Annotated in this window: 25 protein-coding genes; 1 reads left to right on the top strand and 24 read right to left on the bottom strand. The window is 34.7% G+C overall.

What is annotated here, in order from left to right; translation table 11 throughout:
- Positions 1–11: 11 nt before the first annotated feature.
- From LBU54_RS04790 to LBU54_RS04680, 23 genes are all read right to left on the bottom strand, one after another.
- Entirely contained in the window at positions 12–374 is a 363-nt protein-coding gene (locus LBU54_RS04790; protein ID WP_224526605.1) for a nuclear transport factor 2 family protein, read from the bottom strand.
- 249 nt (positions 375–623) lie between these two features.
- Positions 624–1928 (bottom strand): cryptochrome/photolyase family protein, encoded by a 1305-nt coding sequence (locus LBU54_RS04785; protein WP_224526603.1) that lies wholly within the window; start codon positions 1926–1928, stop codon positions 624–626.
- Positions 1929–1930: 2 nt separating this feature from the next.
- Entirely contained in the window at positions 1931–2392 is a 462-nt protein-coding gene (locus LBU54_RS04780; protein WP_224526600.1) for an SRPBCC family protein, read from the bottom strand.
- Between the two features lie 5 nt (positions 2393–2397).
- Complete coding sequence (locus LBU54_RS04775; RefSeq protein WP_224526595.1) at positions 2398–2862, bottom strand: TspO/MBR family protein; 465 nt, start codon at positions 2860–2862, stop codon at positions 2398–2400.
- 2 nt (positions 2863–2864) lie between these two features.
- Positions 2865–3035 (bottom strand): Lacal_2735 family protein, encoded by a 171-nt coding sequence (locus LBU54_RS04770; RefSeq protein WP_224526592.1) that lies wholly within the window; start codon positions 3033–3035, stop codon positions 2865–2867.
- 5 nt (positions 3036–3040) lie between these two features.
- On the bottom strand, positions 3041–3580 hold the full coding sequence (locus LBU54_RS04765) for a glutathione peroxidase (protein ID WP_224526589.1): 540 nt from the start codon (positions 3578–3580) through the stop codon (positions 3041–3043).
- Between the two features lie 4 nt (positions 3581–3584).
- Positions 3585–4268 (bottom strand): SDR family NAD(P)-dependent oxidoreductase, encoded by a 684-nt coding sequence (locus LBU54_RS04760; protein ID WP_224526586.1) that lies wholly within the window; start codon positions 4266–4268, stop codon positions 3585–3587.
- An 8-nt stretch (positions 4269–4276) separates the two neighbouring features.
- Positions 4277–4504: a hypothetical protein gene (locus LBU54_RS04755; protein ID WP_224526583.1), complete on the bottom strand. Its 228-nt coding sequence runs from the start codon at positions 4502–4504 to the stop codon at positions 4277–4279.
- 2 nt (positions 4505–4506) lie between these two features.
- Complete coding sequence (gene folE, locus LBU54_RS04750; RefSeq protein ID WP_224526580.1) at positions 4507–5199, bottom strand: GTP cyclohydrolase I FolE; 693 nt, start codon at positions 5197–5199, stop codon at positions 4507–4509.
- A gap of 55 nt (positions 5200–5254) precedes the next feature.
- Positions 5255–5527: a TIGR03643 family protein gene (locus LBU54_RS04745; protein WP_224526578.1), complete on the bottom strand. Its 273-nt coding sequence runs from the start codon at positions 5525–5527 to the stop codon at positions 5255–5257.
- On the bottom strand, positions 5524–5955 hold the full coding sequence (locus LBU54_RS04740; RefSeq protein ID WP_224526577.1) for a hypothetical protein: 432 nt from the start codon (positions 5953–5955) through the stop codon (positions 5524–5526). The genes LBU54_RS04745 and LBU54_RS04740 overlap by 4 nt, the downstream gene beginning before the upstream one ends.
- 101 nt (positions 5956–6056) lie before the next feature.
- Positions 6057–7547, bottom strand: coding sequence for a cryptochrome/deoxyribodipyrimidine photo-lyase family protein (locus LBU54_RS04735; RefSeq protein ID WP_224526575.1), 1491 nt, complete (start codon positions 7545–7547; stop codon positions 6057–6059).
- On the bottom strand, positions 7548–9023 hold the full coding sequence (locus tag LBU54_RS04730; protein ID WP_224526572.1) for a cryptochrome/photolyase family protein: 1476 nt from the start codon (positions 9021–9023) through the stop codon (positions 7548–7550).
- A 2-nt stretch (positions 9024–9025) separates the two neighbouring features.
- On the bottom strand, positions 9026–10330 hold the full coding sequence (locus tag LBU54_RS04725) for a DASH family cryptochrome (RefSeq protein ID WP_224526570.1): 1305 nt from the start codon (positions 10328–10330) through the stop codon (positions 9026–9028).
- The gene (locus tag LBU54_RS04720; protein WP_224527061.1) at positions 10312–10440 is read right to left on the bottom strand and encodes a DUF2256 domain-containing protein; all 129 of its coding nucleotides are present in this window, start codon (positions 10438–10440) and stop codon (positions 10312–10314) included. The genes LBU54_RS04725 and LBU54_RS04720 overlap by 19 nt, the downstream gene beginning before the upstream one ends.
- A gap of 122 nt (positions 10441–10562) precedes the next feature.
- On the bottom strand, positions 10563–11984 hold the full coding sequence (locus LBU54_RS04715) for an SDR family oxidoreductase (protein ID WP_224526569.1): 1422 nt from the start codon (positions 11982–11984) through the stop codon (positions 10563–10565).
- Positions 11984–12622, bottom strand: a complete 639-nt coding sequence (locus LBU54_RS04710; RefSeq protein ID WP_224526566.1) for a flavin reductase family protein — start codon at positions 12620–12622, stop codon at positions 11984–11986. The genes LBU54_RS04715 and LBU54_RS04710 overlap by 1 nt, the downstream gene beginning before the upstream one ends.
- A 1-nt stretch (position 12623) precedes the next feature.
- The gene (locus LBU54_RS04705; protein WP_224526564.1) at positions 12624–13934 is read right to left on the bottom strand and encodes an ABC1 kinase family protein; all 1311 of its coding nucleotides are present in this window, start codon (positions 13932–13934) and stop codon (positions 12624–12626) included.
- The gene (locus LBU54_RS04700; RefSeq protein WP_224526561.1) at positions 13935–14591 is read right to left on the bottom strand and encodes a TetR family transcriptional regulator C-terminal domain-containing protein; all 657 of its coding nucleotides are present in this window, start codon (positions 14589–14591) and stop codon (positions 13935–13937) included.
- Between the two features lie 79 nt (positions 14592–14670).
- Positions 14671–15702: an ACR3 family arsenite efflux transporter gene (arsB, locus tag LBU54_RS04695; RefSeq protein WP_224526558.1), complete on the bottom strand. Its 1032-nt coding sequence runs from the start codon at positions 15700–15702 to the stop codon at positions 14671–14673.
- 12 nt (positions 15703–15714) lie between these two features.
- Entirely contained in the window at positions 15715–16329 is a 615-nt protein-coding gene (locus LBU54_RS04690) for an arsenate-mycothiol transferase ArsC (RefSeq protein ID WP_224526555.1), read from the bottom strand.
- A gap of 19 nt (positions 16330–16348) precedes the next feature.
- Complete coding sequence (locus tag LBU54_RS04685) at positions 16349–17236, bottom strand: arsenite methyltransferase (protein WP_224526552.1); 888 nt, start codon at positions 17234–17236, stop codon at positions 16349–16351.
- A 31-nt stretch (positions 17237–17267) separates the two neighbouring features.
- Entirely contained in the window at positions 17268–17594 is a 327-nt protein-coding gene (locus LBU54_RS04680) for an ArsR/SmtB family transcription factor (RefSeq protein ID WP_224526550.1), read from the bottom strand.
- 172 nt (positions 17595–17766) lie between these two features.
- Between LBU54_RS04680 and LBU54_RS04675 the strand changes: the two genes are divergently transcribed.
- Positions 17767–18612, top strand: coding sequence for a DUF2911 domain-containing protein (locus LBU54_RS04675; RefSeq protein ID WP_224526546.1), 846 nt, complete (start codon positions 17767–17769; stop codon positions 18610–18612).
- Between the two features lie 57 nt (positions 18613–18669).
- Here LBU54_RS04675 and LBU54_RS04670 read toward each other — a convergent pair whose 3' ends face one another.
- Entirely contained in the window at positions 18670–20505 is a 1836-nt protein-coding gene (locus tag LBU54_RS04670; protein ID WP_224526542.1) for a sodium:solute symporter, read from the bottom strand.
- Between the last annotated feature and the right edge of the window lie 98 nt (positions 20506–20603).

Below are 20603 nucleotides of genomic sequence, written 5' to 3'. Positions count from 1 at the left end.
CTGAATATGTATTACATCATGTAAAAGAATTGTTCACTAACAATTTTTCCATTTTTTACTTCCCAGATACCAATTTCTTCCATTTGTTGTCTTCCTCTGTCCTTAAACGTAATATCAAATTCCAACTTAGATGTGAAGTGACGACCAGCAACAATAGGCTCTGTAAAACTGCTACTATGCAATTCCTTGACGTTATCAAACCATTCTTTGTTTTTATTCCATACGCTTTGCTTACCCGTAGTGACTGAAAAACGAGGCATGCCAGGCATCTCTGTACTCGATATATTTTTGTCATAAAGTTCCTCTATACACTCTAGGTTTTTACCTTCGGTGCACAGTCGGTGCCATTTGCTGGCGACATCCCAAGTATTCATATTGACTTATTTTTATAAAGCCTTCTAAAGGTAACTAAAAATAGGCCTATTTGTTTTAAGAAAAGATTATGTTCAGAATAAAAAAATAAAAAAAGCCCCGAGGCACATCAGAGCTTTTAGAATTGTTTTTGAAATGGTTATTTTCAGGTCAAGACGTTAACGTCTTAAAGTAACAACGGTAAATATTTTAATTTATTATGTAAGTTATTATTAAAAAGTGAATATTTTAAATAATTATTTATAATTGTGTTAATTTAATGCTGTTTTATAAGTTTCTAAACAGCGTTCTCTCGCCATTTTGTGATCTACTATTTTTTCTGGATAGGTAAGCTCTTGATAGTCAGGAACCCATTTTTTAATGTATTTCATGTCTTTGTCAAACTTTTTAATCTGAGAGGTTGGATTAAAAATTCTGAAGTAAGGCGCCGCATCTACACCAGAACCGGCAACCCATTGCCAATTACCTACATTACTTGCCATTTCATAATCGTGTAGTTTTTCTGCAAAATATGCTTCTCCCCATCGCCAGTCAATTAATAAATGTTTGCAAAGAAAACTGCCAACGAGCATTCTTACGCGATTGTGCATAAATCCCGTTTCATTTAATTGTCGCATACCTGCATCTACTAAAGGATAACCTGTTTTTCCTTCGCACCACAACTTAAACTCCTCTTCATTGTTTCGCCATTCAATTCTGTCATATTTAGATTTAAACGCTTTATTCTTGGTATGCGGAAAATGCCATAAAATTTGCATAAAAAATTCACGCCAGATGAGTTCCTGCCAAAAAGTTTCATTTTTTTCATTGATGGCTTTTTTCATCATTTTTCTAATGCTAACCGTGCCAAACCTTAAATGTGGCCCTAGGCGCGATGTTGCTTCCTTTGCTGGGAAGTTGCGTGTTTCTTCATACTGTTGTATTAAAGTTGGTGTAACATCGTATGGTGCAATTTCTTGCTCCGATTTTTCAAAACCAATGTCTGAAAGTGACAGATTTGATAGATTACTGTTTTTGACTAAATTATTGAGATAGTCATTGGTGTAAAATATTTTAAAATCAAGAGTCTTGAATTTTTCCTTCCAGGTACGCATGTAAGGTGTATATACGACATAGGGATTACCATCTTTTTTTACAACCTCGTCTTTTTCAAAAATAACCTGATCTTTAAAGGTTTTAAATTCAATATTTTTTGCTTCTAGGAATGTTTTTATATCCTTATCTCTATTGGTTGCATAGGGTTCATAATCATGATTTGTATAGACACTAACAACATCATGTTCATCAACAAGTTTGTTGAAAATATCAATTGGTTTGCCATGATACATAGCGATACTGCTTTGATGCTCATTTTGAAGCGTTTCACGCATTTCTTGAAGTGTATCATGAATAAATGTAATACGTGGGTCGTTTTTAGGCAACTTGTTCAGTATCTCAGAATCAAAAATAAAAATAGGCATAACTTTGTTTTCGCCTCGTAATGCCTTGTATAAGCCTGCATTATCGTCTAACCTTAAATCTCGTCTAAACCAAAAAATAGTTAATGGTGTCTGCATAATTAAAATTTTCCGAATAGTTGTTCTAATTGTTCTTTCCTGAAATTGAAAATAGATTCGAGCTTGGGTTTAACCAGTATTGGATGAACTAATCTACCGAGAATACCGAGAGGTACTTTATAATCTATAATATCTTCCATCTCAACTCCACCTTCAATCTCGTGTACAAAATGTTTGTGATGCCAAAATGCATAAGGTCCATAAAGCTGAAGGTCCACGAAATATTTTTTTTCCTGATACTGCGTGATTTCACTTACCCATTTGGTTTTAAATCCAGGCAATGGTGTAACGCTATATTGTAAAACCTGTCCAGCATACATAGGTCGGTCTGCACCAGAAATAATTTTCATGTTCATTTCTGTTGGTGTTAGTTTTGAAAGATTGGCAGGATTACAAAGGAATTTCCAAGCTTCATCTAGCGTTATAGGTAATTTCTGCGTTTTATGTAATGTGTAGATTTTCATTTTAATTAATTGTTAACCACTACATATGTGTTCAAAGATATAGCCACACATAACCATGAGATATATGGCAGGAGTAGATATTTGGCATTTTTTAGCCTATCGCTCCTAAAGGTAATAAAGAAATAGGTTATGACTAGGGTTAAAAGAATAAGTCCCAATAAGGCTATCCCTGTTAAGTGCTTGTTGAAAAAAAGCCAATTCCAACTAACATTCAATACTACTTGAAGTGTGTAGATTGACCACAAAAATTTAGAAGCTCGAATTATAAATAATTCGGCCAAATACCATGAAAAACAAAGCATTATTAAAGTCCAGGAAGCACCAAATACCCATCCAGGGGGTGTCCAAGGTGCTCTTCTAAGTGTATTGTACCATTCACCTGTTGGACCTTCGCCCATAATAAGATTGCCAATAGCTAGGCCACCGAAATTAATTAGCAGAAATACTATGAACAAATAGATTTTTTTCAAATCTATTCATTCTTTAAGGATTCAATCCTGTCTAATATTTCTTGGGCTTCCGAATATTTTTTATCACTCTCTGATCGGTTTGTTGTGGAGAGTCTGTGCCAATCTGCCATAAGTTTTTCATACTTCTTTTGAAGTTTCTCTACTTCAGACGTCTTTTTAAAAATTCCAAACATGCTATTTAGTTTAAGTACTTGGTAATTCTATTATTGAATGGTTTTGTAATTGAATAGAAGTAATCTAAAAACTCACCATTTTCATCTATAAGGTATTTTTGGAAATTCCATTTTACTGAAGAATTCTGTTTCCCGTTGAGATATTTTTTTGTTAACCATTGGTATAATGGATGCTGGTCTGGACCTTTGACATCAATTTTTTCGGTAATTAAAAAAGATACACCAAAGTTCACCTCACAGAATTCCTGTATTTCTTCTGCATCGCCAGGTTCCTGACTTCCAAATTGATTACAAGGAACACCGATAACAACAAGTTCATTTTTGAAGGTGTCGCTCAATTTTTGAAGTTCTGTGTACTGAGGTGTAAAACCACATTTTGATGCTACATTGACAAATAAAATCTTTTTTCCTTTGAACTCTGAAAGATCTATAGCCTTTCCATTCAAAGCATTTATTTCAATATTATATAATGGTACTGAAGGTTTTGAAACAACGTCGTTATCTACAGTTTTGAGTGTGCCAACAAAGGCTTTTATTGGGTTCATTTAATTAAATTTTAAAACTTACTATACCACAATCCATTTCAAAAACTTGACCTGAAAGAGACGCAGCCTTATCTGAGAGTAAAAACGTTGCCATGTCCGCTACTTCCTCTGGTTGCAAGTATTTTTTTAGTGGATGGCGCTCATTCATGTTCTCAACTAACCGTTCATTACGCAATAGCTTTGAGGCCAAATCCGTATCTGTTACGGTTGGCGCTATAGCATTAACTCGTATGGTTGGTGCGAGTTCTGCACCTAGTGATTTGGTTAAACCTTCAATTGCCGATTTTGAGGTTGCAACACTTGCATGAAATGGCATACCAAGTTTTGATGCTACAGTACTAAAAAATACCATTGCAGGTTTGTCGCCTTTTTTTAAAGCTGGTAAATACTTTTGAACTGCTTTTACAGCACCAAGAACATTAATTTCAAAATCGTTCTTAAAATCTTCAATGCTTAATCTGTTTATTGGCTTTAAATTTATACTGCCAGGACAGTACACCAAACCATCGGCTTTTTCTATTTCCGGTAATTCATCAGTAGTAATATCACATTTGTGATGCTCAAGATTTTCGTGTGATCGCTCTGGAGCAGTTCGGCTTAGGTTTATTACTTTATTAGAGGTGAGCAAAGACGAGACAATTGCCTTGCCTATGCCTTTGCTTCCTCCAACCACAATTATTGTTTTCATATTTTTAATTACGCTGCTGTTAGCGGACGACCTTTAAGGCGTTTTTCTATTTTCTGTTTTATTACTGTAAGGCGCTTCATTAAATCCATTAATTTGGCGTCTTTTTTTTGTTTATATATTTCATTTACGCCAAGTATAATTTCTTTAGCTTCTCTTGCGGCTAAAATTCTGTCGCTTGTATTTTTGAAAGAAAACTTTCTGTTCTCAAATTCAATTGCTTTTTCTAAAATATCCATAGCTAATTATTTATATAGTTTTGTAATTCTGCAATTTTTTCTGGTGAGTTAAACACGCCACCATAATATGTTGTTACTGTTGCTGAAGTATCATCTTTTACACCTCTTGATGATACGCATAGATGTTTAGCATCAATAATAACTGCAACATCTTCTGTTTCAAGTATGTTCTTTAATTCATTACCAATTTGTTGGGTTAAACGCTCTTGTACCTGAGGACGCTTTGCGTAGTATTGTACAATTCTGTTTAGTTTAGATAATCCAATTACTTTACCCGATGATTTATAAGCCACATGAGCTTTACCAATTATGGGTACAAAGTGATGTTCGCAGTTTGAATAAAAGGTAATGTCCTTTTCGACCAACATTTGGTTGTATTGGTATTTGTTGTCAAACAAAGCCACTTTTGGTTTGTTCTCTGGATCTAATCCTGAGAATATTTCTTCAATATACATTTTCGCAACACGGTCTGGCGTTCCTTTTAATGAATCATCCGTTAGGTCTAAACCTAACACGTCCATTATTTCGGAAAATAATATTGAGATACGTTGTTTCTTTTCATCATTAGACATTTCAAAAGCGTTTGGCTTCATTGGTGTCTCTAAACTTGTAAATAAGTGGTCATCACCTATGTCTTCTGTTGTAAAACCGTTTAGTTGATGTCCGTTTTTTTGGGAAATAGTTTCTGTTTTCATAGAATCTTTTTAATGTGCTGTCTTTAAGTACTCCAAGCTTAAATCAAAGCACGTGTTAACGTTTTGATATAGAGTTATTTGATATTGTTCTTTGACGCGAACATTTAAATCTGCCCTTGTCAAACGTTCTTTTTTTACTGTGTTTTGTTGCACGCCCCTGAACCCGTTCTCGCCACATTCTGAAACTACTTGGTTTCATTTCTCTTCGCATTAGGTCAATGACTTCTTGCTCTTTTAATCCAAATTGAAATGTAATTGCCTCAAAAGGTGTGCGGTCTTCCCAGGCCATTTCAATTATACGGTCTATGTCTCTCGCTTCTAACTTCATAATTGTGATGGCATTGCATACTGCATGTCATACTTTACCTTTTCATCCAAAAGCCTATCAAAAAACTTTTTATTTTCCTTGAATGTTTTGTTATTTCTGAAATGAACAAAACGTCCTTGAGCGTGTAAGCTAGAACCGTTAGTTTTATAAATAACTAACTGATAATAAGGTATAATCCAAGTGAAACTTTTTAATCCTTTTGTTATCCTAACCAGAATACCCTTGGGTCTTAATTCTATACTTCCATAATTAATATCTGAGACCGTATTCATCAGGCTTTGCATGTTAGGACTTACTTCATCAATAATCATTCGTTTGGAGCCTATACCTTTCATTTTCAATTTTTGTACCAAACTAAATGGTTGTCCTACTAGATCTGCTATGATCTGTTTATGGTCCGGGTTATGATGTGTTGTATTCAGTATCATATCTATGTAAATATACACAATGTTTAACCTTTTGGATGAATAGTTAAACAAAATTAACACAGAATTATGATTGTAAGAAAAAGGATACTAGATTGGCCAGTCTACTCGTTTTTTAACATACGGCTTCTGTCTTGTAGAGTATGTCGTTTTAAAATGCGAAAACTTTCTTTTACCACTTCTGGGTCTTCTTTCATGTTCCACAGTATCTCACTTGCACGTTTACGATTTTCCTTTATGTTCACTATTGGCTCAGGATAATCTACGCCAAGTTTAAAGCTGTAAAGTCCTTGTTCTAGCTCAGTCATTAGATAAGGTTCATGTATGAAAGGAGTATCTAAATGTGCTAATTCTGGCACCCATTTTTTAATAAAAACTGCATCAGGATCATGTTTAAGTCCGTTTAATGTAGGATTGTAAATTCTGAGATTATTGATGCCTGTTTCACCGGCTTGCATTTGTAATTGCGGAAAATGAATGCCAGGTTCAAAATCTAAAAACTGCTGTGACAAATGCTCTGACGCATTTTGCCATGGTTGCCATAATATATGGGTAAAGAAGGATACTAGCATTGCACGCATTCTAAAATTTACATACCCAGTTTCAACAAGACATCTCATGCTGGCATCTACCAATGGAAAGCCAGTCTGACCTTCTTTCCATGCTTTTTGGTATTCTTTTGAAATACTCTTTTTAAGTTTGTGATAGCCTTTGTTAACGCTCGCATTTTCCATGGTATGTTCCATCTCAAATTTTTGAATGAAATGCGCCTGCCATCTTAGTCGCGATAGAAAGGCACCAATGTGGCGCTTGTTGTCTGACTGTTGTTTTATATCCTGACCTTTTTGAAAGATCTGTCTAATAGATACATTTCCCCAAGAGATATAAGGTGAAAGCCTGCTACAACTGCTTCGTGATGCTTCAGGCTTTGAAATATTAGACATGTAGTCTTCATGCCTGCTCTCAAAAAATGAATTTGCATATTTCCAGGCCATTGTACTACCACCCTTTTGAAAAGGGGTATTAGTTGGTGTTTCTAAATCGGTTTCCGTCAGAACACTTTCGAACTGAGCTATAGCATCAAAAGACAAAAATTGGTTGGCATTGGGTTGAAAATCTGCCAGTGGTTGTTGCATGTAATTTTCCCAATTTTCAAACCAATTATCTCGGTTTACCAATCCACGTTCTACACCATTATTCTTACTTTCTTTCCATTGAATAAAATTATTTCTACAGTAGCGATTGAATTCTTTATCACGATTGTAGGTTACCAAAATACCTGTTTCGACATGTGAATAAATGGCATCAATTTTATAGATTTCTTGAATTAGATTAAACGTACTCTGTATATCATTTGTAACGGATAATACTTTTGTGTTGTGCTGTTTTAGTTGAGCATTAATATCTCTTAAAGACTCTTTAATGAAGTTAAAATGTCTTTCGCTGTAATGATTGTCATTAAGCAAAATATGCTCAAACACATAGAGTAGAAGCGTAGGTTTACCGTTTTTTAGGGCATTGGCAACTGCTTCATTATCCTGAAGTCTTAAATCGCGCTTAAACCAAACGACATTAATATGTTGTTTATCGATCATTTAAAGTTTTTCAATAAAGTTTTTTGCGTTATTAAAATGATTTTCTAGGGTTTCTTTTTTCATTCTGTCTAAGTTTCCTAAGAGCATACTGAGTCTCGGATTACTCGAGAAGAAATCGCGATGTTTATCCATAAAAGTCCAGAACAGGCCGTCCCAAGTGTTTTGCCAGTCGCCTTTTGAGTAGTTGCTCATCTTCATGATATAATTACTACTGCTTATGTAGGGTTTTGTTGACATTAAACCACCATCTGCGTATAAACTCATGCCATAGACGTTAGGTACCATTACCCAGTCGTAAGCATCTATAAACAGCTCCATAAACCATTTATACACTTCATCAGGATCAAACTCACACAATACCATGAAATTTCCCAGTATCATTAAACGCTCTATATGGTGCGCATAGCCTGTTTTTAGTACCTTTTTTATGACATCGTCAACTGGTTTAATTCCTGTTGTACCATCATAAAACGATGAAGGTATTTTTCTATTGAAATTCCAGAAATTTTTAGTCCGCTCTTCTGTACCTTTTACCTCATATACACCCCGTATAAATTCGCGCCAGCCTAGTATTTGTCTCACAAATCCTTCGGTAGAGTTGATTGGTACATTATTTTCTTTAGCATAAGCAATAGCTTTTTCAATCACTTCTGCTGGATTCAATAAACCAACATTAATGAGTGGTGACAGCAAACTGTGGTTAAGAAAATGTTCTTCTTTTACGATGGCATCTTCGTATGATCCGAAATCGTGAAAGCGCTTTATAAAGAATTGTTGTAGCCACTGTTCGGCCGATTCAAAGTCTATTGGATAATTTACAAAATCATTAAGTGCACCATAATGATCACTAAAATTTGCTCTTACATAGTTTTCTGCTTCTTTATGGTAATCACTTTTATCTGGAAACTGAATGTTTGGTGGTGTTTTGTCTTTGGGGTATTTCTTACGATTATCCGAGTCGTATGTCCATTTTCCACCTTCAGGTTCGTTAGAGAGCATTAAAATACCTCGGTCTTTTCTTTGGTCTTTGTAAAATGAGGTTTGAAAAAATTTTTTCTTAGTTGGTTTAAAAAATGAACTTAAGTCGTCTTTTGTATTTATAAAAAGAGGGTTCTCGTACCATTCAATTTGTATGTTCTGAGCACTTTTGTTGATATGCTTTTGTAACCAATTATCCGTTGGATCAATTATGTGTAGCTTTTCTAAGCCATCCTCAATTAACTTAGGAATCAACTTACGAACATCGCTATTTTCTGAAGTTGCTTCTACATAGTTTATAGTTTTTCCTTTGCCTTGAAGATAATCTACGTAAGCTTTCATCGATGCACGATGGAATGCAATTTTCTGTTTATGGAATTTATAGTGCTTAAAGAATAAAAATTCTTCAACAATATGTATGTCACAATCAATATCAAGAATGGGTGTGTTCTTAAAAAGTTGATGCGGAAATACAATTATATGTTCTTTCTTTTTCATGTTTAAAACAAGCTTGTTTGAAGCCAAAGTTTTCTGAACTTACCATTAGCATCGTAACGATCGGCTTGTAAGTCTACATTAAATTTTCGGTCTCTAGGGTCGTTACCTACACCAGCCACATACATCCAATTACCATAGTTGCTGTGCACATCATAATCGAGTAATAGAGACTCAAAGTACGATGCACCAATGCGCCAGTCGAGTTCTAATTCTTTGGCAAAATAACTTGCAACATTTTGACGACCACGATTGCTCATCCAGCCTGTTTCTTTTAATTCAATCATATTTGCATTGACAAAATCTGAATGGGTTTCGCCATTAATCCAACGATCTATTTGCACTTGACTGGTAAACCATTTGTAATCTTTTTGAAGAATACCTTCGAGTTTAAAGATTTGGTTGCCATGTTTTAAGGATATATACTTAAAGTAATCACGCCAAATAAGCTCAAAAACAAGCCAATAAGTGGATTGATTTTTAAAATATTCTCTTTCAAATTGCTTTACGTTCCAATAAATGGTTCTTGCTGATATGCTACCATTAGCCAACCAAGGTGAGAATTTAGAACTGTAATCTATACCAACAAGTCCGTTTCTTGTCTTTTTATAATACCCGAGTTTTTTAGTGTTGAAGAAGTAATCGTTCAATCGTTTCAGTGCTTCTGTTTGACCTCCTTTAAACGGGAAGGCAGAGCTTGGATGACTTTCAAAATCTTTAAAACCTAGATCTGTGATTGTTGGTATATTGGTGCTATTTTCTACCCTATTATCTATAGGTTGTTGAGCAACCACAGATTCTTCTTTGATATCTATATATTTTTCAAGTTTTTTTCGGAATACTGTAAAGACTTGTGGTGTACTAGCGATTTGGAAATTAATATCTTCTGGATGGAATAAAAACTGATTATAAAATGAACGCCAGTTGATTCCTTCAGTTTTAGATTTCACAGCATTGTCAATCTCAACCTCATCCTTAGTCCATTCTTTTTGAATATAAATGTCTGTTATTTTGTATTTATCACAAATTTGAGGAATGACGTTTTCCGGTATATCGTGGTATACCAAAAGGTCAATGTTCAATTGATCTAATTGCGCCTTTAAATTTTGTATTGTTTCTATTAAAAACTTGGCTCTAAACTTTTCGGTCTTTTTAAATCCGTAGGTATTGACTTCGAATTGACGCGGGTCAAAGCAATATAAGCCAATAACGCTGTCTCCATTTTTACAAGCTTCTGCCAAAACAGTATTATCTTCTGTTCTTAAGTCGTTTCTAAACCAAACCAGGTTATTTATTTCTGTCTTCTGCATTTTTCACTACAATATTTAACGTTTTCCCAGTCTTTTGCCCATTTTTTGCGCCATAGGAACGGGCGCTCGCAAACAGGACATATTTTTTCTGGTAAATGTTCTTTTTTTATTCTTTTGGGCATATTAAAATCAATTTGTCATATCGAACGCATGTGAGATATCTCAATATTTTGAGATTTCTCGTTCCTCATTCTTCGCTCTTTCGTAATGACATACCACTATTCTAATCTACTTATTTTGGTTCTACCAAAGCTTTTATCATTCCTTTAAAGACAAAAGCATGAAAAGGGAGAACCATATACCAGTATAACCTTCCCCAAACACCTTTTGGCCTGAATACGGCACGCTGAAACAATTTATCATTGACAATTTTAAACTCTAGCCACGCTTCTCCAGGTAGCTTCATTTCGGCAAATAACAAAAGCCGTTTTTCATTTTTGTCTGCAAACAGCACGCGCCAGAAATCTAATGGATCACCAGCCTCTAGATAAGTGTCATGCGTTCGACCTCGTCTTAAACCAACACCACCAAACAACTTATCTACATATCCTCTGAGTTTCCATAAGCCGTTAAAACTATACCATCCGTTGCGTCCTCCAATGCTCCAAATCTTGTTAAGAGTAAATTCTTCATCCTTAATTTTTCTAGAGCGTACATCTTTAAAACAGCCGTATTGAGGCAACTCGATATGCTTTGACAATTGGTCTTTAAAACGACCACTGCTTACAGCATCTTTCCAGCTGGATATAACACTGTTCTGCTCAATCCGCTGAAACGCAAGTTCTACAGCAGTTTTGTACGACATTGGTTCAATAGCTATATGTGTGTTTATGTCACTCGGTTTACCGATTACTTCAACCTTCATACTATCTACCAAGGCTTGAGCTAATTGAAAGGATGTCGAAGTAACAAAGTATAGCCAATAAGACGATAGCTTTGGTGTCAATACTGGTAAGGTGTAGATATAGCGCTTTAAACCGCGTACTTCTGCAAACTGTAGAAGCATTTCTTTGTAGGTTAAGACTTCTGGACCGAAAATGTCATACGATTTGTTGTAAAGTGCTTTTTTGCCTAGAGCACCTGTTAAATAGGTGAGTACATCCCTAATTCCTAATGGTTGCGTTTTGGTATTCAACCACTTTGGTGTAACCATGATGGGAAGCTTTTCAACAATATCCCTAATGATTTCAAAAGATGCACTCCCACTGCCTACAATAATTCCTGCTCTAAACGTTGTTAATCCGTATGTATTGGATTTAAGGGTTTCTTCTACCTGTAAACGCGATTTTAAATGTTTTGAAAGGGAATCATCATTGACAATACCACTTAGGTAAATTACTTGTTTACAATTAGTGACTTCAACTAGATTTTTGAAATTAAGAGCACATTGACGCTCTAAGTCCTCAAAATCATCCGCATCTGTTGCCATGGAATGTATGAGGTAATAGGCAGCATCTATGTCTTCAGGTATTTTTGCGTGTTCAGGTTTTAGAAAATCGACTTTGATGAAAGAACAAAGTGGGTGTTCTTCTATTTCATCCGGAATACGATTCATATCACGGACACAACAAATAAGTTCGTGCTTATCCTCTAATAGCTGGAGCGCTAGTCTTTTGGCTATATAGCCTGTTGTGCCTGTAATTAGTATTCGCATTAGTCATTAGGAATTGCAAATTGTGGTTTTGGGCGTTGGTATTCTAGGCGTTTCTTTAATTCTGGAACAGCGTATCCATCAAGTCCGTTAATTGTGGCTATTTTACCTTTTGACAAATTTATAAATCCATCTTTTTCAAGCAGTTCATCTGGAACATAGAGATTTTCAATTTTTCCGATAAGTAAAATGGTATTATTGACCTTAATTGGATATTCTTCTACATAACTCATAGCGATTTGAATAGGGCAACCCTTAACAAAGGGTGCAGAGAAGTTGTCTCTGTACTCTTCTTCTAAAGCCGTTACATCAAATTCTGAGATGGTAGAATGATATTTTGCTGATGTATGATGCGCATCCTCCAAAATTCCGTCATGAATGTGATTAAGGGTATACTTCCCTGTTGATTTAATATTCTCATAGGTGTTCCTTATAACTGATGTGGGTCTAAGGAAAAACGCTAACAAACCAGGATTAGAGCCCAAATGTGTAATAGAACTAAAAACGGCAACATTACTCACACCCTTTTTGTCTTTTGTTCCAATGAGGTTAGCAGACTTGTAGCCAGAACAACTATTAATTAAGTTGATGCGATACAAATGATGCATCTTACTAATATCTTCTAAGCTAAAATGTGCCATCCTACAAATTATGGAAATTATTGATTTTAATATTTTCCGCTTTTAAATCGAACATGAGATTATACAGTCCAAAAAACGTTCTGTTGATGTAAATAAAATGCTTAGAACCTCTATTGCCATTCATGTTACGTAATTCTGTACTTTTAGAATATTTCTGACCCATTTCACCTACTTTATTGAAGAATTCCGGATCCGAAAAATCGAATATTTCATTATGAAAAGGCTGCGTAAATAGGCTTAATAGTTCATAAAACATATCACTAAAAAATTCTACTTCCTCCTTACTATCGTCTTCGCGCAGAATTTCTAATTCGTACATTTTTTGTTTAAAGACTTCTGGATTCTCTAAGCTTTCCCTCTTGGCTAATTCAAAATAAGGTACATAAAATTCATCAGGAATAGCTTTCATACATCCAAAATCCAGAGCTATCAATTCACCTTCCTTTGAAATTAAGAAATTACCAGGATGAGGATCTGCATGTACTTTTTTCAAGTTATGGATTTGGTACATGTAAAAATCCCATAGCGCCTGTCCCAGCTTGTTTGACAAATCTTGATTGTCGTTGTGGGCAACAAACTCCGAAAGATGTTTACCTTCCATAAAATCCATTGTGATGATGCGCTCAGATGAGAATTCTTTGTAATACGTTGGGAACTTAATGTTCGGTATATGCCTGCATGCCTCTACGACGGCCTGGCTTTGCTCAATTTCTAACAAATAATTGGTTTCTTCTGTTAATTTATCCTCAACCTCTTTAAAGTATTTATCAGAATCTTTTCCTTTTATGTTAAACATTTTAATAGCCACAGGTTTAACCAGAGCTAAATCTGATGCGATACTTTCTGCAACTCCAGGATATTGGATTTTCACAGCAAATTTTTTCCCATCCTTTTCTGCAATATGGACTTGTCCTATACTTGCAGCGTTGACTGAAGTTGCATTAAAAGTATCAAATATGGCTTCTGGCTTATTGCCAAAATATTTTATAAATGTTTTTATAACCAATGGAGGAGATAAAGGCGGTACAGAAAATTGAGACAATGAAAATTTTTCCACATATGCTTGTGGTAAAATACTTTTTTCCATACTCAACATTTGCGCTACTTTAAGGGCGCTTCCCTTGAGCTTTTTCAGGCTGTCATAAATGTCCTCTGCGTTATTTTGATTTAAACGCTCTTTGGCTTCCTCTTTTGTAGTAACGATTTTATCACCGTAATATTTGAGGTAATTAACACCTACCTTAGCACCTGTTGTTACTAATTTTGACGCTCGGGATATTTTTGTAATTGGAATACTATCAATAGTTTTCATCTAGTTCATGTGCATTTTTTCCTTGTATAAAAATTTACCGAGGTCTATTAAGCTTTTAATTGGAGATGTATCTATAAGATCAAAACTTGCTCTCACAGATTTTTCTATAAACAAGTCTGTCTTTTCAAAAGAAGGTGAGGTATCATTTATCCAAAATTTCATCGTCAACAATAGTTGCAACCATGCAGTTTCCTTTAATCCTCTTTTTTGTATTCTTTCAAACTGGTCTTGCTTAAAATCGACAGTTTTGATATTCAGATGTTCAATGTAATTTGTAAATCTTTGTTTTAACTTACTTAAAGTTTTAATTGATTTAAGTTGGTCTTTATTTTCTTCAAGCACATGAACAACATAACTTCTGTTTGCTGTTAAAATCTCAAAAAAGGTATAATAAAAACTAAGTAGTTTATTTCTAGGATCAAATGTGAGGTAATCTTCACTCTTTTCTAGTACATCGTGAGCATTATCAAAAAATATTTTGAATACAGCTTGTTCTAATGTTTCAAAAGAACCAAAAAATTCATAAAATTTTTGTTCTTCAAAATTGTTGTGCTTTGCAAAAGCATAGACAGATTTAGGCTGTTCTCCATGAGACAGAACATAATCCATGTAGAAGCTTATAATGTCTGATTCTTTGATTGATTTTTTCTTTGCCATTGTATTTAATTTACAATGTAAAGATACGTAATGTTTAACTATTTATTATAAAGGTTAAACAAAGTTTAACAACATATTATTACTGGTAATATTTTTTTCGAAGCCAAAAAGCAACTCGAACCAATAAAATAAGTGCAGGGACTTCTACTAAAGGTCCAATTACACCTGCAAATGCTTGTCCAGAATTTAAACCAAAAACAGCGATTGCAACAGCAATGGCCAGCTCAAAATTATTGCCGGCTGCAGTGAAAGCAATTGATACGTTTTTATCATATGTTGCACCAACAGATTTGCTCACAAAAAAACCAATTATGAACATAAGGGTAAAATAGACAAGTAATGGTATGGCTATGGTTAATACATCCATAGGGATTTCTACAATTAGTTCACCTTTAAGCGAAAACATCACTACAATGGTGAATAACAAAGCAATTAATGTAAGTGGCGCTATTGATGGTATAAATTTGCTGTTATACCAGTTTTCACCTCTATATTTTACGAGTATTATTCTAGACAAAATCCCCAACAAGAACGGTATACCTAGGTAAATAGCAACACTTTCTGCAATTGTGGCAATAGAAATATCTACAATGGCGCCATCAAATCCAAAATATGGCGGTAATATTGTAATAAATAAGTAGGCATAAAAACTATAAGCAAACACCTGAAAAATACTGTTAAGCGCAACCAGACCAGCACCATATTCACTACTGCCTTCAGCGAGATCATTCCAAACCAATACCATGGCAATACACCTTGCTAGTCCTATAAGTATCAGTCCTACCATATATTCTGGATAGTCTCTGAGAAATATAATAGAAAGAACAAACATTAAAGCAGGTCCAATGATCCAGTTTAAGATCAGTGAAATGGATAAAACCTTTACATCTTTAAATACTTTTGGTAATAAGGTATAATTTACCTTGGCTAGTGGAGGGTACATCATCAAGATCAAACCGATAGCTATAGGAATATTTGTTGTCCCGCTACTGTAAGAATTAATGATCTCAGGAATTGATGGTATAAAATAACCAATGCCGACGCCAAGAGTCATAGCTAAGAAAATCCATAGTGTTAAGTAGCTGTCTAGAAAGCTTAACTTCTTTTTCATAGTGATATCTAGTTACATCCTGATTTTAGAAAATACATATTTCATTTCCGTGGCAATTTGAACGCTACGTTCTTCATAAGTTTCTAATTGATGTATTGTACCATCAGATATTTTTGGATCTTCATAGGTAATGGGTATGCGTTTTTCTGCGCCGGCTATAAAAGGACATCCTTCATCTGCTGAAGAACAGGTCATTATTGCAGCAAATCCATTTTCCGGATTAAATTCAGAATTTAAAGTTTTGGAAAACCCTATGATTGGGTGATAGTTCTCGCCATATTTTATGCTATAAATGGGATTGTTACTTTCTGAGAGCTTTTCAATTTTAAATCCTGAATTAGCCAAGGTTTCCACAACCATTGGAAATAATGCCGTAGTCTCTGTACCTGCGGAATAACAAAACAAATTAGCTGCGCCAAAATATGTACCGATAGTTTGTGCCCAAATTTGTGATAAATGACTTCGTCTAGAGTTATGTGTACAAACAAAATTTAGATTTACCGAAGTCGTTGTATCAACTTTTGACTGTATAAAGCTGATCAATGGTTGTAATACGGCTTTTCTTTCCATAGAAACTGAAGCCGTATCTAAACTGTCTATTTTTTCTTTTAATTTCGCAAATACCATCTATTGATTGAGCTTAAATTTAACAACAATTACCATCTGGTGAGCAACACGGTTCATCAGACAAATCACTTAGTTTAATTTTTTTCTTTTTTGTTTTTTCACCTGGTTTTTCTGCATATACCGTTATACTAAAAATACCAAGGTCACCAGACTTAAACTCATTTATTTCTTGTAAACTTAAATACTTGCTAAGAATGTCATCGGGAATAGTGATGGCCTTTTCTTTTTGAATTTTAATACTAGCGAACCCTGCATCCACTATATGCTGTATGTAATCCGTTTTTTGAATTGCACCAGCAACACAACCAGCATACATTTCTGCATCTTCTCTTAGTGCATCAGGTAGATTGCCAACTAAAACAATGTCTGAAATACTGAAATGGCCACCAGGCTTTAATACTCTAAAAATTTCACTAATTACTTTTTGCTTATCAGGAACGAGATTTAAAACACAATTGCTAACCACTACATCAGCTATATTGGCATTAACAGGCATATTATCTATATCACCTTCTCTAAACTCAACATTGTTATAACCAAGCTTGTCTGCATTGAGTCGAGCTTTCTCGATCATTATTGGTGTAAAATCAATACCAATTACTTTTCCTTCAGCACCAGTTTCGTGTCTTGCAACAAAACAGTCATTACCAGCACCAGAGCCCAGATCGATTACTGTATCACCTTTATTAATATGAGCAAATTGAGTTGGAAGTCCGCATCCTAAGCCTAAATCGGCATCACTCACATAGCCATCTGTATCTGAGTAATCATCCATCATGATATTGTATACTTTATTAGATGGTGTTGTTGCACCGCAGCACGAAGAAGCGTTTTCAACTTTTCCTTGTTTTGCAATTTTTGAATATTTTTCTTTTACGATGGCTTTTAATTCTTGTTCAGTTTTCATGTAAATAATATTTTGTTGGTTAACTTTAACGTTAACAGCAGTTTGTTTTTATGTTTTGGTTAAAAAAAGAAGAAAAGATCTCTTTCATTTCTTCCCATCGTTCCTCATTAATGCAATAACAGACGCTTGTACCTTCAATATTTCCCTTTATTAATCCTAAATTCTTTAATTCTTTTAGGTGTTGAGAGATGGTAGCTTGTGCCAGACCAATTTCATCTACTAAATCACCGCAAATGCAAGAGTTGGACTTAAATAATTGATGCAGAATGGCGACTCTAGCGGGATGAGCAAAGGCTTTTGCTAGTGATGCAATTTCATTTTGAACATCTGTAAATATTTCACTTTTAGTTAAACCCATAATTACTTTAATTTGTATATTGCAATATTACGATAAATAAACTTAAAAGTGATTATTTTATCTATTTATTTACTATAATTACAGATTTTCTTTTAGGGATTTATTAACATTTGAGGCAACGGTTTAATCGTAACTTTACACTACTATATAATTAACCTTAATACGGATTGAAATGAAAAAAATGATTCTAATGATGTTTGCGATAGTAATTGCATTATCATTGAACGCACAGATTGAAACACCTCAACCAAGTCCTTTTACAAAAATTGAACAAAAGGTCGGATTAACTGATGTAACTTTAGAGTATTCACGTCCTAGCATGAAAGGACGTAAAATATTTGGTGATTTAGTGCCATTTGGCAAGGTATGGAGAACAGGGGCTAACAAAAATACGATGATAACTTTTAGCGATGATGTTGTTATCGATGGTACAACTGTAAAAGCAGGTTCATACGCAATATTTGTGACGCCAAATCAAGGCTCTTGGAACGTAATGCTTTACAGTGATACGAATAATTGGGGAACACCTCAAAATTGGGATGATTCTAAAGTTGCAGTAAAAACAACTGTTGAAACGTATGAAATGCCAATGCAAGTAGAGTCTTTGACTATTGGTATTGATGATCTCACGAGTAGCTCTGCTCATATTGGTTTTGTATGGGAAAACACATATGCGGCAGTAAAATTTGAAGTACCTACTGATGCTAAGGTAAGTGCCTCAATTGATAAGGTTATGTCTGGCCCAGGTGCTGGAGATTATTACAGTGCTGCGGTTTATAATTTGACGGAAGGAAAAGATTTAAATAAAGCCAAGGAATGGATGGATAAAGCCATGTCAATGATTGAAACACCAGGATTTTGGCAATTGAGACAGCAGTCATTGTTGTATGCAAAATTAGGAGACAAAAAGAAAGCAATTGAAACTGCGAAAAAGTCTTTGGAAGGTGCAAAACAGGCTGGAAACGAAGATTATATTAAAATGAACAAGGAGTCATTAAAAGAATGGGGAGCAATGTAATAACAGCTTCTTAGCTAATAAAATAAACTAAACGCAACTTTAAAAGTTGCGTTTTTTTTATGCCTTTTTTATTGTTGTGTTCCTAGTGACGACTTGTAATAAATTGGCAATAAATATAACCACAAGGCATCCAATTAAATTCAACCACAAATAGGGTAGATTAATTACACCTTCGTTATCCATAAAATAAAGAATAATGATGATTACTTGTGTTATAAGAGCAGCAGTAAACACAGCTTGACCCTTTACGACCTTGAAAAAGAAGGCCAATAAAAAGATACCTAAAACATTCCCATAAAATATGGATCCAATAATATTTACAAGTTGAATTAGATTTTCCGCGAGGTTTGCAAAACATGCTATGATAATGGCAATAACACCCCAACCTAAGGTAAACCATTTTGTGACCTTGACCATATGGCTTTCCCCTTTGTCCTCTTTTAAATTTCGGCCATATAAATCAATGGAGGTAATTGTAGCCAAAGCATTAATCTCAGATGCAGTTGAGGACATTGCAGCGGACAAGATTACAGCTAATAACAAACCGATTAATCCTGTGGGCAAATGGTTTAGAATAAACCTAATGAACATGTAATCCCTATCATTTGTTAGTGTGTCCTTAGCGGCATCATTGTACATGCTATTTAGGGCTTGCAACTTTTCTTGATAATTCTGGCTTTCTTTGTTTGAAATAGACTCTAATTCTGCATATAATGTTTTATAATTTGAAGCATATTCTGGATCTATAGCGTTTTTGATTAAAAACTTGGATTTAGCACGATTTGATTTTTCTTTCTGATCTAAAATTGCGATTTCTGATTTGATTCGTGATTTATCAGATTGAGCCTTTCCAAACTTTAAGGATAAGTCTTTTTTCTTTTCAAATAAAATGCTTTGTTCCTCTTGAAGTTTTCTATACTCATTACCATAAGGTGATTCTAAAACCAACTGGGTAGATGAGTCAATAAAATTTAATGGAGCTGGATTAAATTGATAGAAAACAAAAACCATGACACCTACCAAGAGAATGAAAAATTGCATTGGCACCTTTAGCAAGCCATTAAATAAAAGCCCCATTTGCATTTCCTTCATAGACTTTCCGGAGAGGTAGCGTTGCACTTGACTTTGGTCTGTGCCAAAATAGGAAAGCATTAAAAATGTACCACCAATTAGCCCTGTCCAAACAGTATATCTATTCTCTAAATCAAACGAAAAATCTAAAACTTCCATCTTTCCGGTTGCGCCAGCAATATCAATGGCTTCTTTGAAAGATACGTCATCAGGGATTAAATCTATTACAACAAATAAAGCTGCAAACATTCCTGCGAAAATGACGAACATTTGTTGTTTTTGGGTTACCGTTACTGCTTTTGTTCCGCCGGATACCGTATAGATAATAACCAATACTCCAATTACTACATTAAGTGTTACGATATTCCATCCTAACAAAACAGAAAGAATAATTGCCGGCGCAAAAATGGTAATACCCGCAGCTAAACCACGCTGGATTAAGAATAAAATGGCAGTTAGGCTTCTTGTTTTAAGATCAAAACGATTTTCTAAAAACTCATAGGCAGTGTACACATTTAATCTATGGTATAGTGGAATAAAAACCATGCAAATGATAACCATTGCAATAGGAAGGCCAAAATAGAATTGAACAAACCCCATTCCATCCGAAAATGCTTGTCCTGTTGTGGATAAAAACGTAATGGCACTGGCTTGTGTAGCCATAACCGAGAGACCAATAGTCCACCACTTGGTAGTATTACCACCTCTAACATAATCCTGAACATTTTTACTGCCTCGAGTTTTCCATGTGCCATATCCTACAATTGTAAGTAAGGTTAAGGCTAAAACTGTCCAATCAATCCAATTTAGAGTCTGATGCATAGTTTAATTGAATGATGCAGTGATGAAGTAGAAAAGTATAATGTAGATAGCATTTGCTACTAAGACTAAAGTGTACATCTTTTTCCATTTCTGTTTAG

This window comes from Winogradskyella alexanderae, assembly GCF_020166335.1.
GTDB classification, from domain to species: Bacteria; Bacteroidota; Bacteroidia; order Flavobacteriales; family Flavobacteriaceae; genus Winogradskyella; species Winogradskyella alexanderae.
The sequence above is the reverse complement of the archived record's forward strand: the minus strand, read 5'-3'. Positions and strand labels throughout refer to the sequence as shown.

Bases quoted from the DNA above. Each gene is read 5' to 3' on its own strand.
- LBU54_RS04765 (WP_224526589.1), bottom strand. From the start codon at position 3,580: ATGAACCCAATAAAAGCCTTTGTTGGCACACTCAAAACTGTAGATAAC.
- LBU54_RS04700 (WP_224526561.1), bottom strand. From the start codon at position 14,591: ATGGCAAAGAAAAAATCAATCAAAGAATCAGACATTATAAGCTTCTAC.
- LBU54_RS04735 (WP_224526575.1), bottom strand. From the start codon at position 7,547: ATGATCGATAAACAACATATTAATGTCGTTTGGTTTAAGCGCGATTTA.
- arsB (WP_224526558.1), bottom strand. From the start codon at position 15,702: ATGAAAAAGAAGTTAAGCTTTCTAGACAGCTACTTAACACTATGGATT.
- LBU54_RS04790 (WP_224526605.1), bottom strand. From the start codon at position 374: ATGAATACTTGGGATGTCGCCAGCAAATGGCACCGACTGTGCACCGAA.
- LBU54_RS04760 (WP_224526586.1), bottom strand. From the start codon at position 4,268: ATGAAAACAATAATTGTGGTTGGAGGAAGCAAAGGCATAGGCAAGGCA.
- LBU54_RS04755 (WP_224526583.1), bottom strand. From the start codon at position 4,504: ATGGATATTTTAGAAAAAGCAATTGAATTTGAGAACAGAAAGTTTTCT.
- LBU54_RS04690 (WP_224526555.1), bottom strand. From the start codon at position 16,329: ATGGTATTTGCGAAATTAAAAGAAAAAATAGACAGTTTAGATACGGCT.
- LBU54_RS04715 (WP_224526569.1), bottom strand. From the start codon at position 11,984: ATGCGAATACTAATTACAGGCACAACAGGCTATATAGCCAAAAGACTA.
- LBU54_RS04670 (WP_224526542.1), bottom strand. From the start codon at position 20,505: ATGCATCAGACTCTAAATTGGATTGATTGGACAGTTTTAGCCTTAACC.
- folE (WP_224526580.1), bottom strand. From the start codon at position 5,199: ATGAAAACAGAAACTATTTCCCAAAAAAACGGACATCAACTAAACGGT.
- LBU54_RS04785 (WP_224526603.1), bottom strand. From the start codon at position 1,928: ATGCAGACACCATTAACTATTTTTTGGTTTAGACGAGATTTAAGGTTA.
- LBU54_RS04710 (WP_224526566.1), bottom strand. From the start codon at position 12,622: ATGGCACATTTTAGCTTAGAAGATATTAGTAAGATGCATCATTTGTAT.
- LBU54_RS04725 (WP_224526570.1), bottom strand. From the start codon at position 10,330: ATGCAGAAGACAGAAATAAATAACCTGGTTTGGTTTAGAAACGACTTA.
- LBU54_RS04705 (WP_224526564.1), bottom strand. From the start codon at position 13,934: ATGAAAACTATTGATAGTATTCCAATTACAAAAATATCCCGAGCGTCA.
- LBU54_RS04685 (WP_224526552.1), bottom strand. From the start codon at position 17,236: ATGAAAACTGAACAAGAATTAAAAGCCATCGTAAAAGAAAAATATTCA.
- LBU54_RS04675 (WP_224526546.1), top strand. From the start codon at position 17,767: ATGAAAAAAATGATTCTAATGATGTTTGCGATAGTAATTGCATTATCA.
- LBU54_RS04745 (WP_224526578.1), bottom strand. From the start codon at position 5,527: ATGAAGTTAGAAGCGAGAGACATAGACCGTATAATTGAAATGGCCTGG.
- LBU54_RS04730 (WP_224526572.1), bottom strand. From the start codon at position 9,023: ATGAAAAAGAAAGAACATATAATTGTATTTCCGCATCAACTTTTTAAG.
- LBU54_RS04680 (WP_224526550.1), bottom strand. From the start codon at position 17,594: ATGGGTTTAACTAAAAGTGAAATATTTACAGATGTTCAAAATGAAATT.
- LBU54_RS04770 (WP_224526592.1), bottom strand. From the start codon at position 3,035: ATGTTTGGAATTTTTAAAAAGACGTCTGAAGTAGAGAAACTTCAAAAG.
- LBU54_RS04780 (WP_224526600.1), bottom strand. From the start codon at position 2,392: ATGAAAATCTACACATTACATAAAACGCAGAAATTACCTATAACGCTA.
- LBU54_RS04740 (WP_224526577.1), bottom strand. From the start codon at position 5,955: ATGATACTGAATACAACACATCATAACCCGGACCATAAACAGATCATA.